The sequence below is a fragment of the Chryseobacterium cucumeris genome, assembly GCF_016775705.1.
GTDB classification, from domain to species: domain Bacteria; phylum Bacteroidota; class Bacteroidia; order Flavobacteriales; family Weeksellaceae; genus Chryseobacterium; species Chryseobacterium cupriresistens.
Map to the genome: position 1 here is coordinate 2,873,940 of NZ_CP068760.1, position 17,012 is coordinate 2,890,951.

A 17,012-nucleotide genomic window follows, 5' to 3' on the forward strand; every position below is an offset into this window, starting at 1 on the left:
TTTGGGTTTGCAGGGGTAGAGTGAGAGGGTTTGAGGGTAAACGGGTTTGGCTATGGAAGTATATGAAAGTAATGGTTTTGAAATAATAAAAAAGAAATTCCCTACATATTCGTCAAACTGTTATTTTTGCTTCTAGCTTCTAGCTTCTAGCTTCTAGCTTCTAGCTTCCAGCTTCCAGCCAGACCAACTTAAAATACCATCCATGAAAAACAATAGTTTCAGCGCCACTTTGGAAATCATAGGAATTAATCCTTTTGTATTTGTTCCGGAAGAAATATTGGAAACGATTTTTGAAAAATCCGGGAGAAATAAGAGCCCTATTGCTGTCAAAGGAACGGTGAACGGGAAAGAATTCAAACAAAATCTTATGAAATATTTAGGTGAGTGGAGGCTTTACGTGAATCTGATTATGCTGAAAAATTCTCCCAAAAGAATCGGGGAAATTATTGAAGTTGTTCTGGAATATGATGATTCCGACCGAAGTATACCTGTTCATCCTCAATTAGAAAAGGCAATCAAAGAAAGTGCTTTAGCTGCGGAAAATTTTGAAAAGCTGACTCCCTCAAGAAAAAATGAGCTGGTAAGGTATATCAATAATTTAAAAACCGAAGCCAGTATTCAGAGAAATATTGAGAAAATCATCAGGCATCTACATGGTGAAACAGATTTTTTTGGAAAAATGATTGAGTAGATCTAAAACTCATTAATCATTAAACAAAAATGCCGGAAAAACTTCCGGCATTTTCTTTTTTACTAAGAATTTAATGCTTTGCTAAGCTTCACAGCATCCTGGTTGGTAGGATCATACTGTATCGATTTCGCAATATGTTCTTTTGCTTTATTAGGATCTGTTTTCTGCTCTGTAAAGGCAAGATAGAAATAAGCATATGCCAGATTCTTCTTGTTTTGATCTACTTCTTCAGGTTTTACCGTTGCAATATACTTTTCATAAGCAATTTTTGCGTTGGCATCATCTTTTGCAGACTGATAGGCATAAGCCTGGCTGTAATAAGCCGGAGCCCAGTCCGGTAATAAAGCTGATATTTTTTTCCAGGTGTCAATTGCATTTGGCCAGTCTGAAGCCTCCTGATAAGCATTAGCCAGTTTTGCTAATGATTCTGCATCTTTGGGATTGGCCGCGATCTGTTTTTTAAGATCTTCGATAGTTGGATTAGTTGTTTGACTCGTTGCTGCTGAGGTTTCAGGCTGAGTCGTTTGTGCATTTACAAGACTTACACTTCCTGCTAGTATTAAGCCTAAAAACAGGCTATTAATTTTACTCATTTTCATAATCTTATATTTTAAAGTCAAAATCTAAAATTCAATAATAATTCCACAAAACCGTAAATTTTAGAGGCTTTAAGTTTTTTTAGAAAATATTAACGGGATTGATGTTTTTTTTAATTTAATTTTTGATTCGTTGATCTTTGAGGCTATCTTTGTGATTCGTTTTTAATAATACTTATAAATTTCGTGGTATGAATATCATATTAGCTTCAACATCTACACTTTTTGGTGGAGAATATCTGGAATACTTAAGAGAAGAATTAATCCAACTTTATAACGGAATTGATGAAATTGTATTTATTCCTTTTGCAAGACCAGGTGGAATTTCCCATGATGATTATACCGCAAAAGCACGTTCTTTCTTTGAAACCATCGATATAAAAGTGAAAGGTCTTCACGAATTTGAAGATAAAAAGGAAGCCATTCATCAGGCAAAAGGTTTCTTTACAGGAGGCGGAAATACCTTTTTATTGGTTAAAACATTACACGAAGAAGGGCTGATGTCTGTCCTGAAAGAAAATGTATCAAAAGGAAAAGCCTATCTCGGATGCAGCGCAGGAAGCAATATCGGAGGCCAGAATATGAAGACAACGAACGATATGCCGATTGTATATCCGCCAAGTTTCGACTGTATGGGATTGGTTCCTTTCAATATTAATCCGCATTATCTTGATCCTAATCCCGACTTAAAGCATAACGGAGAAACCAGAGAAACCCGTATTCAGGAGTTTCTTACCCAGAATGATATCAAAGTGGTTGGTCTCAGAGAAGGGAACTGGATCAGAAGAACCAATGATTCCATTACTGTAGAAGGAAGTGAACTGACAAGGATTTTTGAAAAAGGAAAAGAGCCTTACGAAATAGAAGCAGGAAGCAGACTTTAATGAGCGAAAATGAAATTAATCTTTTCATAGAACGCAATCTCACAAATTTTTCAGTGAACAGTACCGGATGGAATGAACTGATCCGGAAATTGCTGTATGAATTTGCTGTGGCAGGCTGGAATATGGAACACCGTGTCTTTGGAAAGGAGAAGTTTGGTGAATTGAGATGCTATACCTATTCTGAGGATGAAACGCTTAATGACAAACTTAAAAAGATCAAAAGTAAATATTCGGAACTTTCTGTCAAGACCTGTGAGATCTGTGGAGAAGAAGGTAAAATGAGAACCATAGGCTCATGGCAGACCACATTGTGCCTGAACCATTTTCTGGAACAACAACCTGTTATTGAGATTGATGATAAACAGAATATCAAAAGAAATAATGAGACCGTCCTGAATAGTAAAGATATTGTCAAAGCCGAGGTTGAGTATGATCTTCAGAGTTTATGGCTTTATACCCATCATGAAGAGAGTTTTTATTTTTCATGGCAGGAACCCAATTATTATCTGCTTTTGAGAAGCGTTCCCCTGTCTGTTTTTCCAGAAGAAAACCAGAATGAAATCTCAGCAATATTTCAGGACCTTCGGAATTGTGAAATATGCGGTTATAAAGCTGTGCACCAAAGAAATTGTCTGCGATGTCATCATGAACCCTGGAATGATTCAGGATATTTTATTCAGGATTACGGGGAAAAATCAAACTATATAAAGGAATGCCAGATGGACATTTTTATAGATGAAGATGATTATGAGAAATATTTCAAACATGATCGTTCATTTGAAAAATCTCCTGGCCATCAGATACTTTTCACCTCCGAAGAGCTCAGTGAGTATGAAAAGCTTTTATTTTAACTATATTTGATCAGAATTTAAATCAATAGAAAAAGGTCCGTATACTCTTTGTAAACTGTATTGGAAACCTTTGCATGCAGACCCAAATAACAATGTAATGAAAAAAACATTTGCAGTTCTCATACTCTCTGTACAGATGGTTGCTGCACAGAATATAGCCCAAAAATTAGATAAAGTAACAAAGGATCTTATGGATTCTTCAGGAGCAGTATCTTCCAGCTTATCTTTTTATGTTTCCGATGAAAACGGAAACTTTTTATATGAATATCAGGGAAATAAAGGTCTTTCTACTGCCTCTACACAAAAGATTTTCACGGCAGGAGCTGCACTGGAAACTTTAGGAAAAAACTATACTTTTACCACCACTTCAAGCTATTCCGGAAATATCTCCGGAGGAACGCTGAATGGAAACCTTTTCATCAGCTCCAATGGCGACCCTACTTTGGGAAGCTGGAGATATGATGGCTATAAACCCGAAAATTTTAAAAGGAAACTGATTGATGCAATCAAAAATTCAGGGATAACAAAAATATCCGGTGATCTGATTATTGATGATTCTTATTTTGATCATCAAACGATTCCGGGAGGCTGGCCGTGGGATGACCTGGGGAATTACTATGGTGCGGGTGTATGGGGAATCAACTGGAAAGAGAACCAGTTTGATATCAATATTAATGGAACCGATTTTAAAAGCTTTTCTTATCCGCTGGAGGGTGTAAAGTGGCTGAATGACCTGAAAACAGGAGGAAACTCGGATCAAAGCTTGATCTTTACCGCTCCTCATTCTGATGTCGCTTTGATTAATGGAATGCTTCCGGCTGGAAAAACAGTAACGGTTTCCGGTTCTGCTCCCAATCCGCCGCTACAGCTGGCAGCAGAAGTAAAACAATGGCTGAAGGAATCAGGAATTGAACTTTCTGGAAAAGCTGTAACGAATTCTCAGCTTGAAATAGATGGAAAAAATCCTTTATCAGCTCCAAAAAATAATATTCTCCTGACTTATCAATCTCCGACTCTTGATAAAATTGTGTACTGGTTTCTGAGAAAAAGTATCAATCTGTATGGAGAAACATTCATTAAAACATTAGGAAAAGAGAAAAAAGGAAATTCAAGCTTTAAAAGCGGAGTTGCCTATCTGAAAGAATTCTGGAAATCAAGAGGAATTAATCCTAATATGATCAACTTTGCAGATGGAAGCGGACTTTCCCCCCAGAATTATGTGTCCGCAAAAGCAGAAGTGCAGGCTCTTTTATATGCTAAAAAACAATCATGGTTTGAAGCGTACTATGATGGATTTCCGGTTCAGGATAATGGTATGAAAATGAAAAGCGGAACCATGAGAGATACCAAATCTTTTGCCGGATACCACACCGCAAAAGATGGGAAAAAATATGTATTTTCGATTATCATCAACAACTATCAGGGAAGCGGAAATACTGAGCTGCAGAAAATCCTGAATGTTTTAAAATAAAATACCTTTGAGAAAATCCATCCTCACCAGACTGAATAACTGGATCATTTTTGTTGTGATGACTACTTTGGTGATCGCCATTGTAGTGGCTTCAACATCGCTTATTAATTTTCTCAGAAAAGAGGAGATCAAAAGGATCAGTCTTCTTTCCAAAGCGATAAGAATACAACAGGAGGTTAAAACTCCGGATACTGATGTTCTGGATCTGCTGCCGGATATCCTGAATATCAACAATACCATTCCGTTTATTGTAACAGACAAATATAAGAACCCGATTCTTGACCTCGGATACTATAGAAATATTCCTGAAAGTACGATTAAGAATCCTGAAAAACTACAGGATCTGATCCGGAATATGGAGAAAAATTATGATCCTATCGAGATTAAAGTGCCGGATGGAAATAATCAGTTTGTCTATTATGACAACTCGCGTCTGCTTAATAATCTTCGCTATTCTCCCTATATTTTAGGGTTGTTTATTTTGCTGTATTTTGGTTTTTCTTTCTGGTTTTTCAAAACTATTAAAAAGACGGATGAAGGATATCTTTGGGCGGGTCTGGCTAAAGAAACTGCACATCAGATCGGAACTCCTTTATCATCCATGATCGGGTGGATGGAAATTATGAAGCTTGATAATCCGGATTCGGAAGGAGTACATGAAATAGAAAAAGATATTGAAAGACTCAGAACGATCTCAGAGCGATTCTCAAAAATAGGTTCTGTTCCAGAACTGAATGACAGAAATTTTAATGAAACCATTCAGGAGAATTATGATTATTTAAAAACAAGGATCTCCAGAAAGATCAATTTTACGCTTAATCTTCCTACGTATACCGTTCTGGTTCCTCACAATAAAATTCTGATGAGCTGGGTCATTGAAAATCTGGTAAAAAATGCGGTGGATGCGATGAAAGGTGAAGGCTCTATTACCATGTCTGTCTTTGAAAGAAATAAGAATATTTTAATTGAAGTAAAAGATAATGGAAGCGGAATGACTAAACAGCAGGCACGAAATGCTTTTAATCCCGGATATTCTACCAAGAAAAGAGGCTGGGGACTAGGATTGTCACTGGCAAGAAGAGTTATTCATGAATACCACAATGGAGATATTAAGATTTCCCAGACTGAAGTAGGAAAGGGGAGTACTTTCAGGATTACGATCAGAAAAGAGGATTGATTCTCGTTGAAATTAGGGCCAATAAGAAACCTAACAGGTTTTCAAAACCTGTTAGGTTTGTATCAAGATAAAGCTGATAAAAATAAAAAGCAGGGAAATTTTCCCCGCTTTTCACTTTATTTTTTACCTGTAAGCCACTGAGTCTGCAGTTTCAGTTCTTCCGGTGTTGGATTCGCTTTGAAAGAAAGTGTTTCCATGGTCATTTTATCCAGAATAGCCTTTCCTTTCAATGTCATTTTCTCTTTTTTGCCGGCATTGTCTCTTAGAATGGTTACCGTAACTTCCTGTCCTTCTTTAATGGTTCTTGTATAACCAATAAAATCCTGTACCTTTTTGATATCTACCGTTCTTCCGTCTAAAGCAAGTACCTGGTCTGTGATTTTAAATCCGATACTTTTCGCAAACGGAGAAAGCGCAGAATGTTCATCAAAAGCAAAAGCATTGGTCTTTTCATCAAAACCTGTCTGGTTCGGGTCTTTGATAAACCAGAACAAAGGCTGGCTTTCCTGCTTTTTAATATCCACCCCTACCATGCTCAGATATTGTGCATAAGGTGTTGGCTGGTTTCCTGCGATATATTTGTTGTAGAATTCTTTTACCTGAGGATATCCGGTAACTGTTACCAATTCGTCAATCAGTTTATCATCTTTGAAAGGTTTGTTTTCACCAAATCTCTGAGACAATTTTCTGATCATATCCCTATATCCCATTTCTCCGTTGGACAATTTTCTAAGCTCGATGTCTAAGCACATGGCTAAAAGAGCTCCTTTCTCATAGACGTTTCTGTACTGATCTTTATAAGGCTCTACCAATACATTTTTACTCATTACTGTAAATGGCATTGTATCGTCATAGCTCTTGGAATTGGCAATTTTTTCACCAATTCTTTCAAGGAACTGATCTTTATTGATCAAACCTTCCTGGATCTGGAATAAGTTGGCAAAATATTCTGTTCCGCCTTCATACATCCATAAGTGCTGAGACATTTTCGGATCTGCATAATCAAAATAATGAATCTCTTCGGAATGGGTTTTCAGAGGGTTTACCGTATGGAAAAACTCGTGGGAAACGACATCTGTAATGGTATTGTCAATGGCATCCTTCGGCATTGCTTCAGGCAGTACCACACTTGTCGATTCGTGGTGTTCCAATGCTCCGAAACCTTTGATTCTTGGTCCGTCACCACCGGAAAGGTAAAGCATGATAGCATACTTTTTATTCGTGTTCATATCGCCCAGGAATTTCTTTTGGGCAACCACCATTTTTTCAAGATTTTCTTTGAAATCGGCAGCTTTATACTTTCCTGTCGGAGAATAAACGCCTAGCACTAGATCCATTCCTCCGGCATTGAAGGTAATATAATCCGGCTTTGTATACATTAATGGTGAATCGGTCACCTTAGCATAGTTGGCAAGAGTATAGGTATCTGTTGATTCAGATTTATCCTGATCTACCAGCGCTGTCGTTCCGTAGAAATCAGTGGGTTTCTGAATGACAAGCTGATAAGGAACATCCTGCATGTTCTCGATATATCCGATAAATCCGTGGGTATTGATCATGTATATCTTTCCTTCTTCAATATCAGTTCCTGAAGGAGAAAATACGGCTTTATGCTTAGAGGTATCCAATTCATCATCAAAACTGTCATTTACAAGATAAGAGATTTTGGAAAGACCCTGAGCATTTTTCAATGAATAGGTATTGTCATTTACTTTAGTATAAGTAAGCTCTTTTCCTTTATTATCGTAAAATTTGATTCCTTCGATGAATCTTCCGTAGTCGTCTACAGAATAAGTACCCGGAACTGTTTTAGGGAAATGAAATTTAATGTCACCGGATTTCATTTTTGGGAACTCCATGGTAACGGCTACTTTATCATCTTTTACGTTGACAAGGTCAATAGTGGTTTTTATAGACTGTGCATTTGCTAAAAAAGCAGCAAAAATACCAAGGCTAAGTACTGTTTTTCTCATTAGGTTTAAATTAATAGTTAAATAGTTGCTTTTTTTCTGAATTTGTTACGAAGAAAGTATTAAACTTTTCTTAAAATTTCAAGGTTAAAAAAGCGAAAAGGCAAATCTGCTGATGTGCGGATTTGCCTTTTTCTTTATTTCGTTTCCTTATAATTGATATAATAGTTCGGGTTTAGTTCAACCGGAGTACTCTTTTTAAGCTTTACAGTCTGCCATTCTTCCGTTGGAGTTATGGTCTGATCACCATTGATGATGATTGGTAATTTCAGGTTTTTTACCACATCGGTATACCGGAACTTTAAAGTATCACCATCCTGGGCATACTCAAGGGTTGGAATTTTTATTGTTCTCAGGTACTGATCAAATACCGTTGAAAAATCGATTCCCGATTTTGAGGAGATATAATTTTCTACCTGTTGTGTGGTAACCGTCTGATGATAAAAATCTTTATTCAAACCTCTTAAAATCTGTCTGAATTTTTCATCATTATGGATAACCTGTCTTATCGTGTGAAGCATATTGGCTCCTTTCGGGTACATATCTCCGCTGCCTTCATTTCTTACACCATAACGGCCGATAATAGGAATGTCATTGTCTATCAATTTCCTGATCCCCTGAACATAGGTGTCAGCAGATTTTTTGTCCATATATTTTTCCGTGAAAAGAGTCTCGGAATAATTGGTGAAACTTTCATGGATCCACATATCAGCCTGATCTTTTGCTGTGATATTATTGGCGAACCATTCGTGGCCGCTTTCATGAATAATAATGAAATCCCATTTCAGCCCCACACCTGTCCCGGAAAGATCTCTGCCCAAATAGCCGTTCTGATATTTGTTTCCATAGGCTACATTACTCTGATGTTCCATACCAAGGTGAGGAGATTCTACAAGTTTGTATGAATCCTCATAAAACGGATACGGGCCAAACCAGTATTCAAATGCGGAAAGCATAGGCTTCACCTGCTGAAACTGTTTTTTTGCCTTATCCAGATTATAGTCAATTACCCAGTAATCCAGATCCAGTTTTCCTTTTTCGCCTTCAAATACATCTTTAAAATTGACGTACTTTCCTATACTGGGGATAATGGAGTAGGCATTGATAGGATTTTTAACTTCCCAGGTATAAGTAGTTTTATTTCCGGCTGTTTTTTTATCAGTGAGTCTGCCGTTACCCACACCTACCAGATCATTAGGAGTTATAATTTTCATGATGATTCCGTTGTCAGGTTCATCACTCCAGATATCTTTGGTAGGAAGCCATATGGAAGCTCCTATGCCTTCGTCAGCAGCAGTCATCCATGGATTTCCTTTCTCATCTTTAGTGAAAACCCATCCGCCATCCCAGGGCGCGTTTTTAGCAATGGTTGGGTTTCCGGAATAGATGACGTTAATCGTATATTTTTCACCTTTTTTGAATTTTTTATTCCCTGTAATGAAAATAAAGTCTCCATCCTGTCTGTAATTGGCGATAGGAAAGTTTCCTTCCACTTTGTCAGCTTTCATAGGCTTCTGAAGGTCAATCTGAAATACAGGATTGGCAATATCTTTTATAATCTCAAAACTGATTTTATTATTTCCTTTGATACTTTTCTGCTCAAAGTCCGGTTCTACGGAAAGGTCATATTTTTTGACATCCCAAAAATTTCTGAACTCGGTATTGGAACCCTTTAAAGTATCCTGTTTGGTGAAAGTCTTATCTTTTTCAAAGAACTGTCCGAAAACCAGTCCTGATGCAAATAAGAGTGTGTATGACAATTTTTTCATGTAAACTGTTATTAAATCTTTTCAAAAGTATAAAATTAAATTAATAGCCCGATGCCGGAAATCAAATTAAATACAGATTTTAGAAAGGCATAAAAAAAGCCCGGTCATTGCCGGGCTCTAAAAACGGGTTAGGTTTTATTTTTTGATGAATTTCAGATTTGAAGTCGTTCCTTTGTCTTCAATTGAAATAATATAAGTTCCTGTTGTTAATTTTGAAACAGAGATCTTATGATCATTAATTGGTCCGTTCATTACTTTCTGACCGGCCATATTCGTAATGACAAACTGAGCTTTAGATGAGATTTCAGTTACATTCAATATATCACTTGCCGGGTTAGGGTAGATCTGGATTGAACTCTTATCTTTCACTGTCTCACTCGTGGAAAGCTGCTGCTGAATCAACACCGGATAATCCTCAACCTCACCATATTGCTGGTTGCTGCATCCGCTGCTTGGCTGGCTTTCATATCCTAATACAACTCTCATAATAACGTTTCCTCCCGTATACGCGTCTGCCGGTACAGAGAATGTTCCGGAAACAGGTGATAAGATACTAGGTGCACTGGTATAGATGACTTCAGAAGAAGAGAATACTCCGTCTTTGTTAAAATCTATCCAGGCGGTTACTCCGTCGTTATACTGAGAACCTGTCCATCCTTTGGTGATACTTACATTATTTCCTGTAGATCCGGACATCAGCGTAATCAGTTTTGAAGGATCTGTAGTATAGTCTGTATAAGGTGTATTGCTGCTGGTGTTTGAAACAGGGCTCATACCCGCACCGGTTACTGTAACATTGGAAATATACTCGTCAGCAGCATTTGTTCCTGTGATTGAACATTTGGTAAATGATAATGTGGTAAAATTTGTTGATGCTGAATAAGAACCAACCGAACCTCCGCAGACATTGGCTATCTGTACTTCATATTGAGTAGCTTCTGTAAGCCCTGAAATAGTATAAGAATTTGTTGAAACAGGAATGGTAGTCCATGTGGCTGTCCCCACTTTTCTGTACTGTACAGAATACGTTGCTCCAACTAACGCTGTCCAGTTTACAGATGCAGATGTTCTGGTAATACCACTTACCGTAACTCCTGTAGGAGCAGATGTTGTACAGGCGCCCGCTGATGCGGAAACAGTAGCATTCCCAATGGCATAGAATACATTATCAATGGCACTTACTCTTATTTTTACACCGGTACCTGTAGCCAGAGAAGAGAATGAAAACGGCTCAGATCCGTCATTGGCAGTAGATGGACTGATAACTGTCCATGTCGTTCCATTATCTGTAGTATAATCTATTTTAACATTCTGAACATTGTATGGAGCATTATTCGTGTTGACAACATCCCAGGTAACCGCTCCAGGCGTATTATTATAAACGGTGGTTGAAGTTACTTTGAAAGGACCTTCATTTCCTATGTCTACTTTCATCAGACTGCTTTGTGTCTGTTGCTGTGCAGCATCCGGATTGTTATCTCTCACTGTTACCTTGAAATTCATGGTTCTTGGGATATTGGATACAGTTTCCCAGTCTGTAGGGCTGGTAAGAGTACCATTAAGAACGTTGGTGAATTTAGGGAAATAACGGGTAGGGGAAGTGGTAGGCATCAGAGATCTGAAATTCGCACCATTATTTCTGGTTGCACTTACCGGACCAAAAGCAGACGTAGCCAGATCATACTGTTCCCAGGTATAGGTCATCGGATCATTTTGTGTATCTGTTGCAGAAGCTGTTAACACAAAAGCTGTTCCTTTAGGGATCATTTTATTAGCCATTGGCTGAATAGAAGGTGGTGTATTTGCCACATTTGTAATAATTCCACAGTCCTGAGCATTAACGTAGGCTCCTACTTCTTCAATATTTTTGGTATGGAAATAAGCATCAGAATGCATCTGAACATTATAGTTGGTAATACCGGCATATCCCATAATCGAAGATCCTGATCCCGGCTCCATGTGGGCTCCGTGCAAAGCAATAGACATGGTGTGTGCAGCACCAAACTGGTGACCAATTTCATGAGCTACAAAATCGATATCATAATTATCTCCAAAAGGCTGATCCGGAGTAGAAGGAGAAGTGATTCCCGCTCCTTTGGAAGTCGCATCATTGTTGTTTTCAGGATTTCTGCAGACATTTCCCACATCTCCGGCACTGCCTCCACCACCTCTGTGGCCAAAGAAATGTCCTATATCATAGGCAGCGTTACCTACACCAGCGGTATTGGTAAGGGTTTGCTGAAGCTGAAGGTTCCATGCTGCGGGAGCGCTATAGGTACCATTTGAATTGGTAATTACATTCGAATAAGGATCTGTAGCGGGATCTGCAAATATAAGTTGTGGAAGATCCTGTACGATCATGTGGATCCCAAAATCTTTTTCAAAAACACCATTTACACGGTTCATCGTAGCATTAATACGTGCTGCTGCCAAAGGAACACTTCCGGCAAGCTGTGTGTATTCACCGTTTACCGAGATGGCAATTCTATAGGTTCTGTATTTTTGTTCGTTACTTTTATTAGCGCTCCCTAAACCCTTTAAAACGTTTTTTGTTTTAAGCAGCTTATTCATTTCTTTCTTTGCCTTCTCAGGCTCAGCAGTTCTGCATTCGAAAGGGTCTTCATGGGATTTGTTGGATTTGAAAAAGACCCCGTATACATCCTTTTCTTTATTGATCGGTTCTATAAATTCGTATTTTCCTGAATCAGTATCGAATGTCATAGATTGGAAATCATTAGGTGCTGTACTGAACCGGATTTGTTTATGTGGATTATCTAACCCGATACCGGCATATGCTCCCAATTCGTATCGGTCTGCCATTGATTTTTCAACTACGGGCGAACTGTAAACCGAAAACCTTTCAATTCTTCCATCTGCTGTAGGGATAGAAACGATTACAGCGTTTCCTCCTTTTCCTGCTTCAGGAACATCCTTTAGTTGATTTCTTAGTGCAGAAAGATCAAATTTGTAAGCATATTCTACCTTTACTTCCTTTCTTATCGGGGTAATTTTTTCCGAGACAGGTTCCCAGCGTTGTGCCTGCAAACCGCCCAGACTTAAAGCCAGTGCACAGACGAAAATAATTTTCTTTTTCATATTTTTATTGATTGTTGTTAAAGTTTTTAAAGATAGCGTATTTTTTTAAAAGAAATGTTGATATAACTGTGTTAATTATTCTAAACTTTATATTTTTGGTTAAATTTTGTTGTTGTTTTAATTAAATTAAGAATAAATCTAATTAAGATTAATGTTTTTATATAAAATAAGCGCTACTATTCAACTGAATAGTAGCGCATATGCTTTTATGAGTAAAAAATACTGTTTATTTCTGTACTGCAGGAAGATTTGCGTTGTTTTTCTGTACTTTTTTATAAGTGAATGTACACATCATGATGCTGAATTCATATAAAATCAACAGCGGGAATGCGGCCATCAGCATACTTAAAACGTCTGCCGGAGTAATGATTGCAGCTACTACCATAATTAATACAATGGCATGGCGACGGTAAGTTTTCATGAACGCAGGCGTAAGAATTCCAATGCTGGTAAGGAAATAGATCAGAATCGGGAAAAGGAAAATAACACCCATACCCAACACCACCTGTAAAAATAATGTGGTATAATCACTTAAATCATAAAGGGGAACAATAATATCTGAGATTTTAAAAATAACTCCGAAATTGACTGCAAACGGAAGGATAAGAAAATAACCGCATAAAACTCCGGTCATAAAAAGCATCCATACCGCATTAATAATATAAATAGAATTTTTTTTCTCTCTCGGATGTAAAGCCGGACTGATAAAACGCCACAGTTCCCATACAATATAGGGAAATGCCGCTACCATTCCGCCAAAAATTGAAACAGCCATCATGACATTGAACTGCTGATACAATCTTTGTACACGAACAGGAAAGTCCTTTGGAAGATGAATACTGTCTTCACCTAAAATCATTCTTGAAAAATGATTTACAAGTCTGAAGGTAGGGAAATCATTTCTGGTAGGGCCAAAAAAGATATGGTCCATAATCCAGTTGATGTTAAAGCCTACCACAAAAGCGGCAACTATGATAGCAATAATCGATCGGATCAGGTGCCCTCTTAATTCTCCTATATGCCCAAGAAAGGACATGTCTTTACCTTCACTCACAGAATAAAATTTTAAAGCGCAAATTTATAAAAAAAATGACAGAAGCAAGAGTCTGTGAATGATTAGTTAGATTTTACCTGTAATCCGCAAAATCATTCCTCAGTTTAACATCTCCTCTGATTTATAAGTTCTAATTAATTCCTTCGTCTAACAGTTTATGCAGATCGATAATCCCAAAATACTTCCCGTTTTCCGTTACTACAAGCTGGCCGATATTATTTTCTTTCAGAATTTTCATGGCTTCTTTAGCCAAAGCACCCTTTTCAATTGTTCTCGGACGGGCAGACATGATATCTTTTGCTGACACCTTACTGATATCTTCTCCTTTCATCAGCATTCTTCTTAAATCTCCGTCTGTAATAACGCCAATAATCTGGTCTCCATTCGTTACCACCGTGATTCCGTGGCTCGAGGCACTGATGGAAATAATGACATCTCTTATTGAAGAATCTTCCGTAACCTGAGGCTTTTGAGAAGAAAGGAACTGTTCTACTTTTGATGTCAGGTTTTTTCCTAAACTTCCTCCCGGGTGGAATTTGGCAAAATCATTCGCTTTGAAATCATTCAGTTCCATTAAAGCAACAGCTAGCGCATCGCCCAATGCCATTTGTATTGTAGTAGAACTGGTGGGAGCCAGTTTATTCGGGCAGGCTTCGATATCAACATGAGTATCCAAAATAACTTCCGAAAATTCTGCCAGTTTACTGGATCTGTTTCCGGTCATGCCAATTAAAGAAGAAGAGTAATCTTTTAAATAAGGAACCAGATTGGCAATTTCCGGAGAATTTCCTGAATTTGAGATACACAAAACCACGTCCTGTTTCTGAATAACTCCAAGATCACCATGAATCGCTTCCGAAGCATGCAAAAACTGTGAAGGCGTACCGGTTGAGTTTAATGTAGCAACAATTTTGTTACCCACATGCGCAGATTTTCCAATTCCTACCACAATGAGCTTCCCTTTTGCCGAATGAATGATCTCTACTGCACTGGCAAATTCGTCATCAATTCTGTTTTTTAATTTTTCAAGTTCAGAAATTTCTATTTCTAAAGTGCTTTTTGCAATTGATATAATGTTGGTTCTATCCATTTTACGATGATAAGGTATACAAAAAAGTTCCTAAAAAATGTTATATTTTAAAAAGAATATTTAATATAAATTTTATTTTTTATAAATTCGTTCGCTTTTATTTTAAGCAGAATTTTTATAACTTTGGGTGAGATGCAAATTTAGCAATAGAAAATTAGATGAGCGCAAAAAAAGCCAATTTATCAGGCGAATTGAAAAAGTATTTTGGGTTTTCTACATTTAAGGGCCAGCAGGAACAGATTATAGATAACCTATTGAATGGGAAGGATATATTTGTTTTAATGCCTACAGGTGGCGGGAAATCATTATGTTACCAGCTTCCGGCTCTTATTTCGGAAGGAACGGCAATAGTAGTTTCGCCCCTGATAGCGTTGATGAAAAATCAGGTAGATGCCGTGAACGGCCTTTCATCTGATGATGGGGTAGCACACGTACTGAATTCATCATTAAACAAAACGCAGACCAAACAGGTTTTTGACGATATCAAAAGCGGCAAAACCAAGCTTCTGTATGTAGCTCCTGAATCATTAATTAAAGATGATTACCTGGATTTTTTGAAAGAAGTGAAAATTTCTTTCTTTGCTATCGACGAGGCTCACTGTATTTCAGAGTGGGGACATGATTTCAGACCGGAATACAGAAATCTGAAACAGATTATAGACAAAATCGCCAATGTACCGGTGATTGCTTTAACGGCTACTGCTACTCCTAAGGTTCAGGATGATATTCAGAAAACTTTAGGAATGACCAATGCATTGGTGTTTAAAGAAAGCTTTAACCGTCCTAATCTCTATTACGAAGTATGTCCTAAAATCAATGTAGATAAGGAAATTGTAAAATTTATCAATCAGCATAAAGGAAAATCAGGAATTGTATACTGCCTGAGCCGTAGAAAAGTGGAAGAATTTGCCCAGCTTCTGCAGGTGAACGGAATCAACGCCCTGCCTTATCACGCCGGTCTTGACCAAAAAGTAAGAGTAGCAAATCAGGATAAATTCCTGATGGAAGAGGTAGATGTTATTGTAGCCACTATTGCCTTCGGGATGGGAATTGATAAACCGGATGTACGTTTTGTGATCCATTACGACTTCCCGAAATCACTGGAAAGTTATTACCAGGAAACAGGAAGAGCTGGAAGAGACGGAGGAGAAGGCCACTGCCTGGCATTCTATGATCCGAAGGATATCGAAAAACTGGAAAAATTCCTGGCACAGAAGCCTGTTTCTGAAAGAGAAATCGGATTGCAGCTTCTGAATGAAGTGGTGGGCTATGCTGAAACTTCCATGAGCAGAAGACAATATATCCTGTACTATTTTGGAGAAAGTTTCGATCCTGTGAACGGAGACGGAGCAAAGATGTGTGACAACTCATCCAATCCACCAAAATTGAAAGATGCTACTGCCGATTTAAAAAAGGCCCTGGAGCTGATTAGAGATACAGGCGAGAAGTTCAAATCAAAAGATCTGATATCCGTCATTGTAGGAAAAGAAAATGCAGTGACGAAATCCTATAAACTTGAACAAAGTTCTCACTTTGGCTTTGGAAAGGATGAAAAAGATAATTATTGGAAAACAATTTTAAGGCAAGCGACTGTTCAGAATTTTTTACAGAAAGATATTGAAACCTATGGGGTTTTAAAAATTACAGAGAAAGGGAAAAGTGTTCTGAATGGCAAATCTAAAGATACCTTTTTAATTGCTGAAGACAGAGAATTTGATCTTACCCAGGCGAAAGCTGAGAGTGATCAGGTACAGCAGCAGGCTGGAGGAGGTCTGGATCAGAATCTTTTTAACCTGTTGAAAGAACTGAGGAAAAAAGTCGCTAAAAAACATGGAATTCCACCATATACGGTGTTTATGGATCCAAGTTTGGAAGATATGACGGTTCAGTATCCGATTACGGTAGATGAAATTACCAAAATCTACGGAGTAGGGGAAGGAAAGGCCAAAAAATACGGTAAAGAATTCGCAGACTACATCAAAACATACGTAGAAGATAACAATATCGAACGTACCCAGGATATGGTATTAAAACAGGTGGCCAATAAATCAAGCCATAAAGTTTTCATTATCCAAAGTACTGATAAAAAGATTGATCTTGAAGATATAGCAAGAGCTAAAAACCTTTCTATGGATGAACTCCTGAAAGAGATGGAAAGGATTGTTTACCAGGGCACCAAACTCAATATCGATTATTACATTGAAGATAATTTCGACGAGGACATTGTAGACGGATTCATGGAATTCATGAACGAATCTGAAAGCGACAGCATGAAGGTATTGCTGGATGAATTCGGGGATGAATTATCTGATGAAGAAGTGAGAATGTTGAGAATTAAATTCATCAGTGACGTAGCGAACTAA

12 protein-coding genes are annotated in these 17,012 nt (G+C 37.8%); 6 read left to right on the forward strand and 6 right to left on the reverse strand.

The genetic code is table 11. The features are described from left to right. Positions 1–202: 202 nt before the first annotated feature. Entirely contained in the window at positions 203–691 is a 489-nt protein-coding gene (locus JNG87_RS12910; protein WP_202838787.1) for a YdeI/OmpD-associated family protein, read from the forward strand. Between the two features lie 62 nt (positions 692–753). Here JNG87_RS12910 and JNG87_RS12915 read toward each other — a convergent pair whose 3' ends face one another. Then, entirely contained in the window at positions 754–1,284 is a 531-nt protein-coding gene (locus JNG87_RS12915) for a tetratricopeptide repeat protein (RefSeq protein ID WP_238349587.1), read from the reverse strand. Between the two features lie 194 nt (positions 1,285–1,478). On the opposite strand from JNG87_RS12915, the gene pepE reads away from it, so the two are divergent. The 4 genes from pepE to JNG87_RS12935 all read left to right on the forward strand — a co-directional run bounded on the left by pepE (position 1,479) and on the right by JNG87_RS12935 (position 5,670). Then, a complete protein-coding gene (gene pepE / locus JNG87_RS12920) occupies positions 1,479–2,171 on the forward strand; it encodes a dipeptidase PepE (RefSeq protein WP_110010963.1) in 693 nt (230 codons plus the stop codon). Continuing rightward, positions 2,171–3,022 carry a hypothetical protein gene (locus tag JNG87_RS12925; protein ID WP_202838789.1) on the forward strand — a complete coding sequence of 284 codons (852 nt, stop codon included), beginning with the start codon at positions 2,171–2,173 and terminating at the stop codon, positions 3,020–3,022. Before pepE ends, JNG87_RS12925 begins: the two co-directional genes overlap by 1 nt. 97 nt (positions 3,023–3,119) lie before the next feature. Then, positions 3,120–4,493 carry a D-alanyl-D-alanine carboxypeptidase/D-alanyl-D-alanine-endopeptidase gene (gene dacB, locus JNG87_RS12930; protein WP_202838790.1) on the forward strand — a complete coding sequence of 458 codons (1,374 nt, stop codon included), beginning with the start codon at positions 3,120–3,122 and terminating at the stop codon, positions 4,491–4,493. 7 nt (positions 4,494–4,500) lie between these two features. Continuing rightward, a complete protein-coding gene (locus tag JNG87_RS12935; protein ID WP_238349588.1) occupies positions 4,501–5,670 on the forward strand; it encodes a sensor histidine kinase in 1,170 nt (389 codons plus the stop codon). A 116-nt stretch (positions 5,671–5,786) separates the two neighbouring features. Here the strand turns inward: JNG87_RS12935 and JNG87_RS12940 are convergent, their stop codons facing one another. The 5 genes from JNG87_RS12940 to JNG87_RS12960 all read right to left on the reverse strand — a co-directional run bounded on the left by JNG87_RS12940 (position 5,787) and on the right by JNG87_RS12960 (position 14,649). Continuing rightward, complete coding sequence (locus JNG87_RS12940) at positions 5,787–7,643, reverse strand: PDZ domain-containing protein (protein WP_202838791.1); 1,857 nt, start codon at positions 7,641–7,643, stop codon at positions 5,787–5,789. Between the two features lie 134 nt (positions 7,644–7,777). Then, positions 7,778–9,409 (reverse strand): M1 family metallopeptidase, encoded by a 1,632-nt coding sequence (locus JNG87_RS12945; RefSeq protein ID WP_202838792.1) that lies wholly within the window; start codon positions 9,407–9,409, stop codon positions 7,778–7,780. A gap of 135 nt (positions 9,410–9,544) precedes the next feature. Then, positions 9,545–12,505 (reverse strand): reprolysin-like metallopeptidase, encoded by a 2,961-nt coding sequence (locus JNG87_RS12950; protein WP_202838793.1) that lies wholly within the window; start codon positions 12,503–12,505, stop codon positions 9,545–9,547. A 226-nt stretch (positions 12,506–12,731) separates the two neighbouring features. Further along, on the reverse strand, positions 12,732–13,559 hold the full coding sequence (gene tatC, locus JNG87_RS12955) for a twin-arginine translocase subunit TatC (protein ID WP_202838794.1): 828 nt from the start codon (positions 13,557–13,559) through the stop codon (positions 12,732–12,734). A 130-nt stretch (positions 13,560–13,689) separates the two neighbouring features. Next, positions 13,690–14,649, reverse strand: a complete 960-nt coding sequence (locus JNG87_RS12960) for an SIS domain-containing protein (protein WP_202838795.1) — start codon at positions 14,647–14,649, stop codon at positions 13,690–13,692. A 158-nt stretch (positions 14,650–14,807) separates the two neighbouring features. Between JNG87_RS12960 and recQ the strand changes: the two genes are divergently transcribed. After that, a complete protein-coding gene (recQ, locus tag JNG87_RS12965) occupies positions 14,808–17,012 on the forward strand; it encodes a DNA helicase RecQ (protein WP_202838796.1) in 2,205 nt (734 codons plus the stop codon).

Excerpts from the sequence above, each read along its gene's own strand:
- JNG87_RS12910 (WP_202838787.1), top strand. The coding sequence starts at position 203 with ATGAAAAACAATAGTTTCAGCGCCACTTTGGAAATCATAGGAATTAAT.
- JNG87_RS12915 (WP_238349587.1), bottom strand. The coding sequence starts at position 1,284 with ATGAGTAAAATTAATAGCCTGTTTTTAGGCTTAATACTAGCAGGAAGT.
- pepE (WP_110010963.1), top strand. The coding sequence starts at position 1,479 with ATGAATATCATATTAGCTTCAACATCTACACTTTTTGGTGGAGAATAT.
- JNG87_RS12925 (WP_202838789.1), top strand. The coding sequence starts at position 2,171 with ATGAGCGAAAATGAAATTAATCTTTTCATAGAACGCAATCTCACAAAT.
- dacB (WP_202838790.1), top strand. The coding sequence starts at position 3,120 with ATGAAAAAAACATTTGCAGTTCTCATACTCTCTGTACAGATGGTTGCT.
- JNG87_RS12940 (WP_202838791.1), bottom strand. The coding sequence starts at position 7,643 with ATGAGAAAAACAGTACTTAGCCTTGGTATTTTTGCTGCTTTTTTAGCA.
- JNG87_RS12945 (WP_202838792.1), bottom strand. The coding sequence starts at position 9,409 with ATGAAAAAATTGTCATACACACTCTTATTTGCATCAGGACTGGTTTTC.
- JNG87_RS12950 (WP_202838793.1), bottom strand. The coding sequence starts at position 12,505 with ATGAAAAAGAAAATTATTTTCGTCTGTGCACTGGCTTTAAGTCTGGGC.
- JNG87_RS12960 (WP_202838795.1), bottom strand. The coding sequence starts at position 14,649 with ATGGATAGAACCAACATTATATCAATTGCAAAAAGCACTTTAGAAATA.
- recQ (WP_202838796.1), top strand. The coding sequence starts at position 14,808 with ATGAGCGCAAAAAAAGCCAATTTATCAGGCGAATTGAAAAAGTATTTT.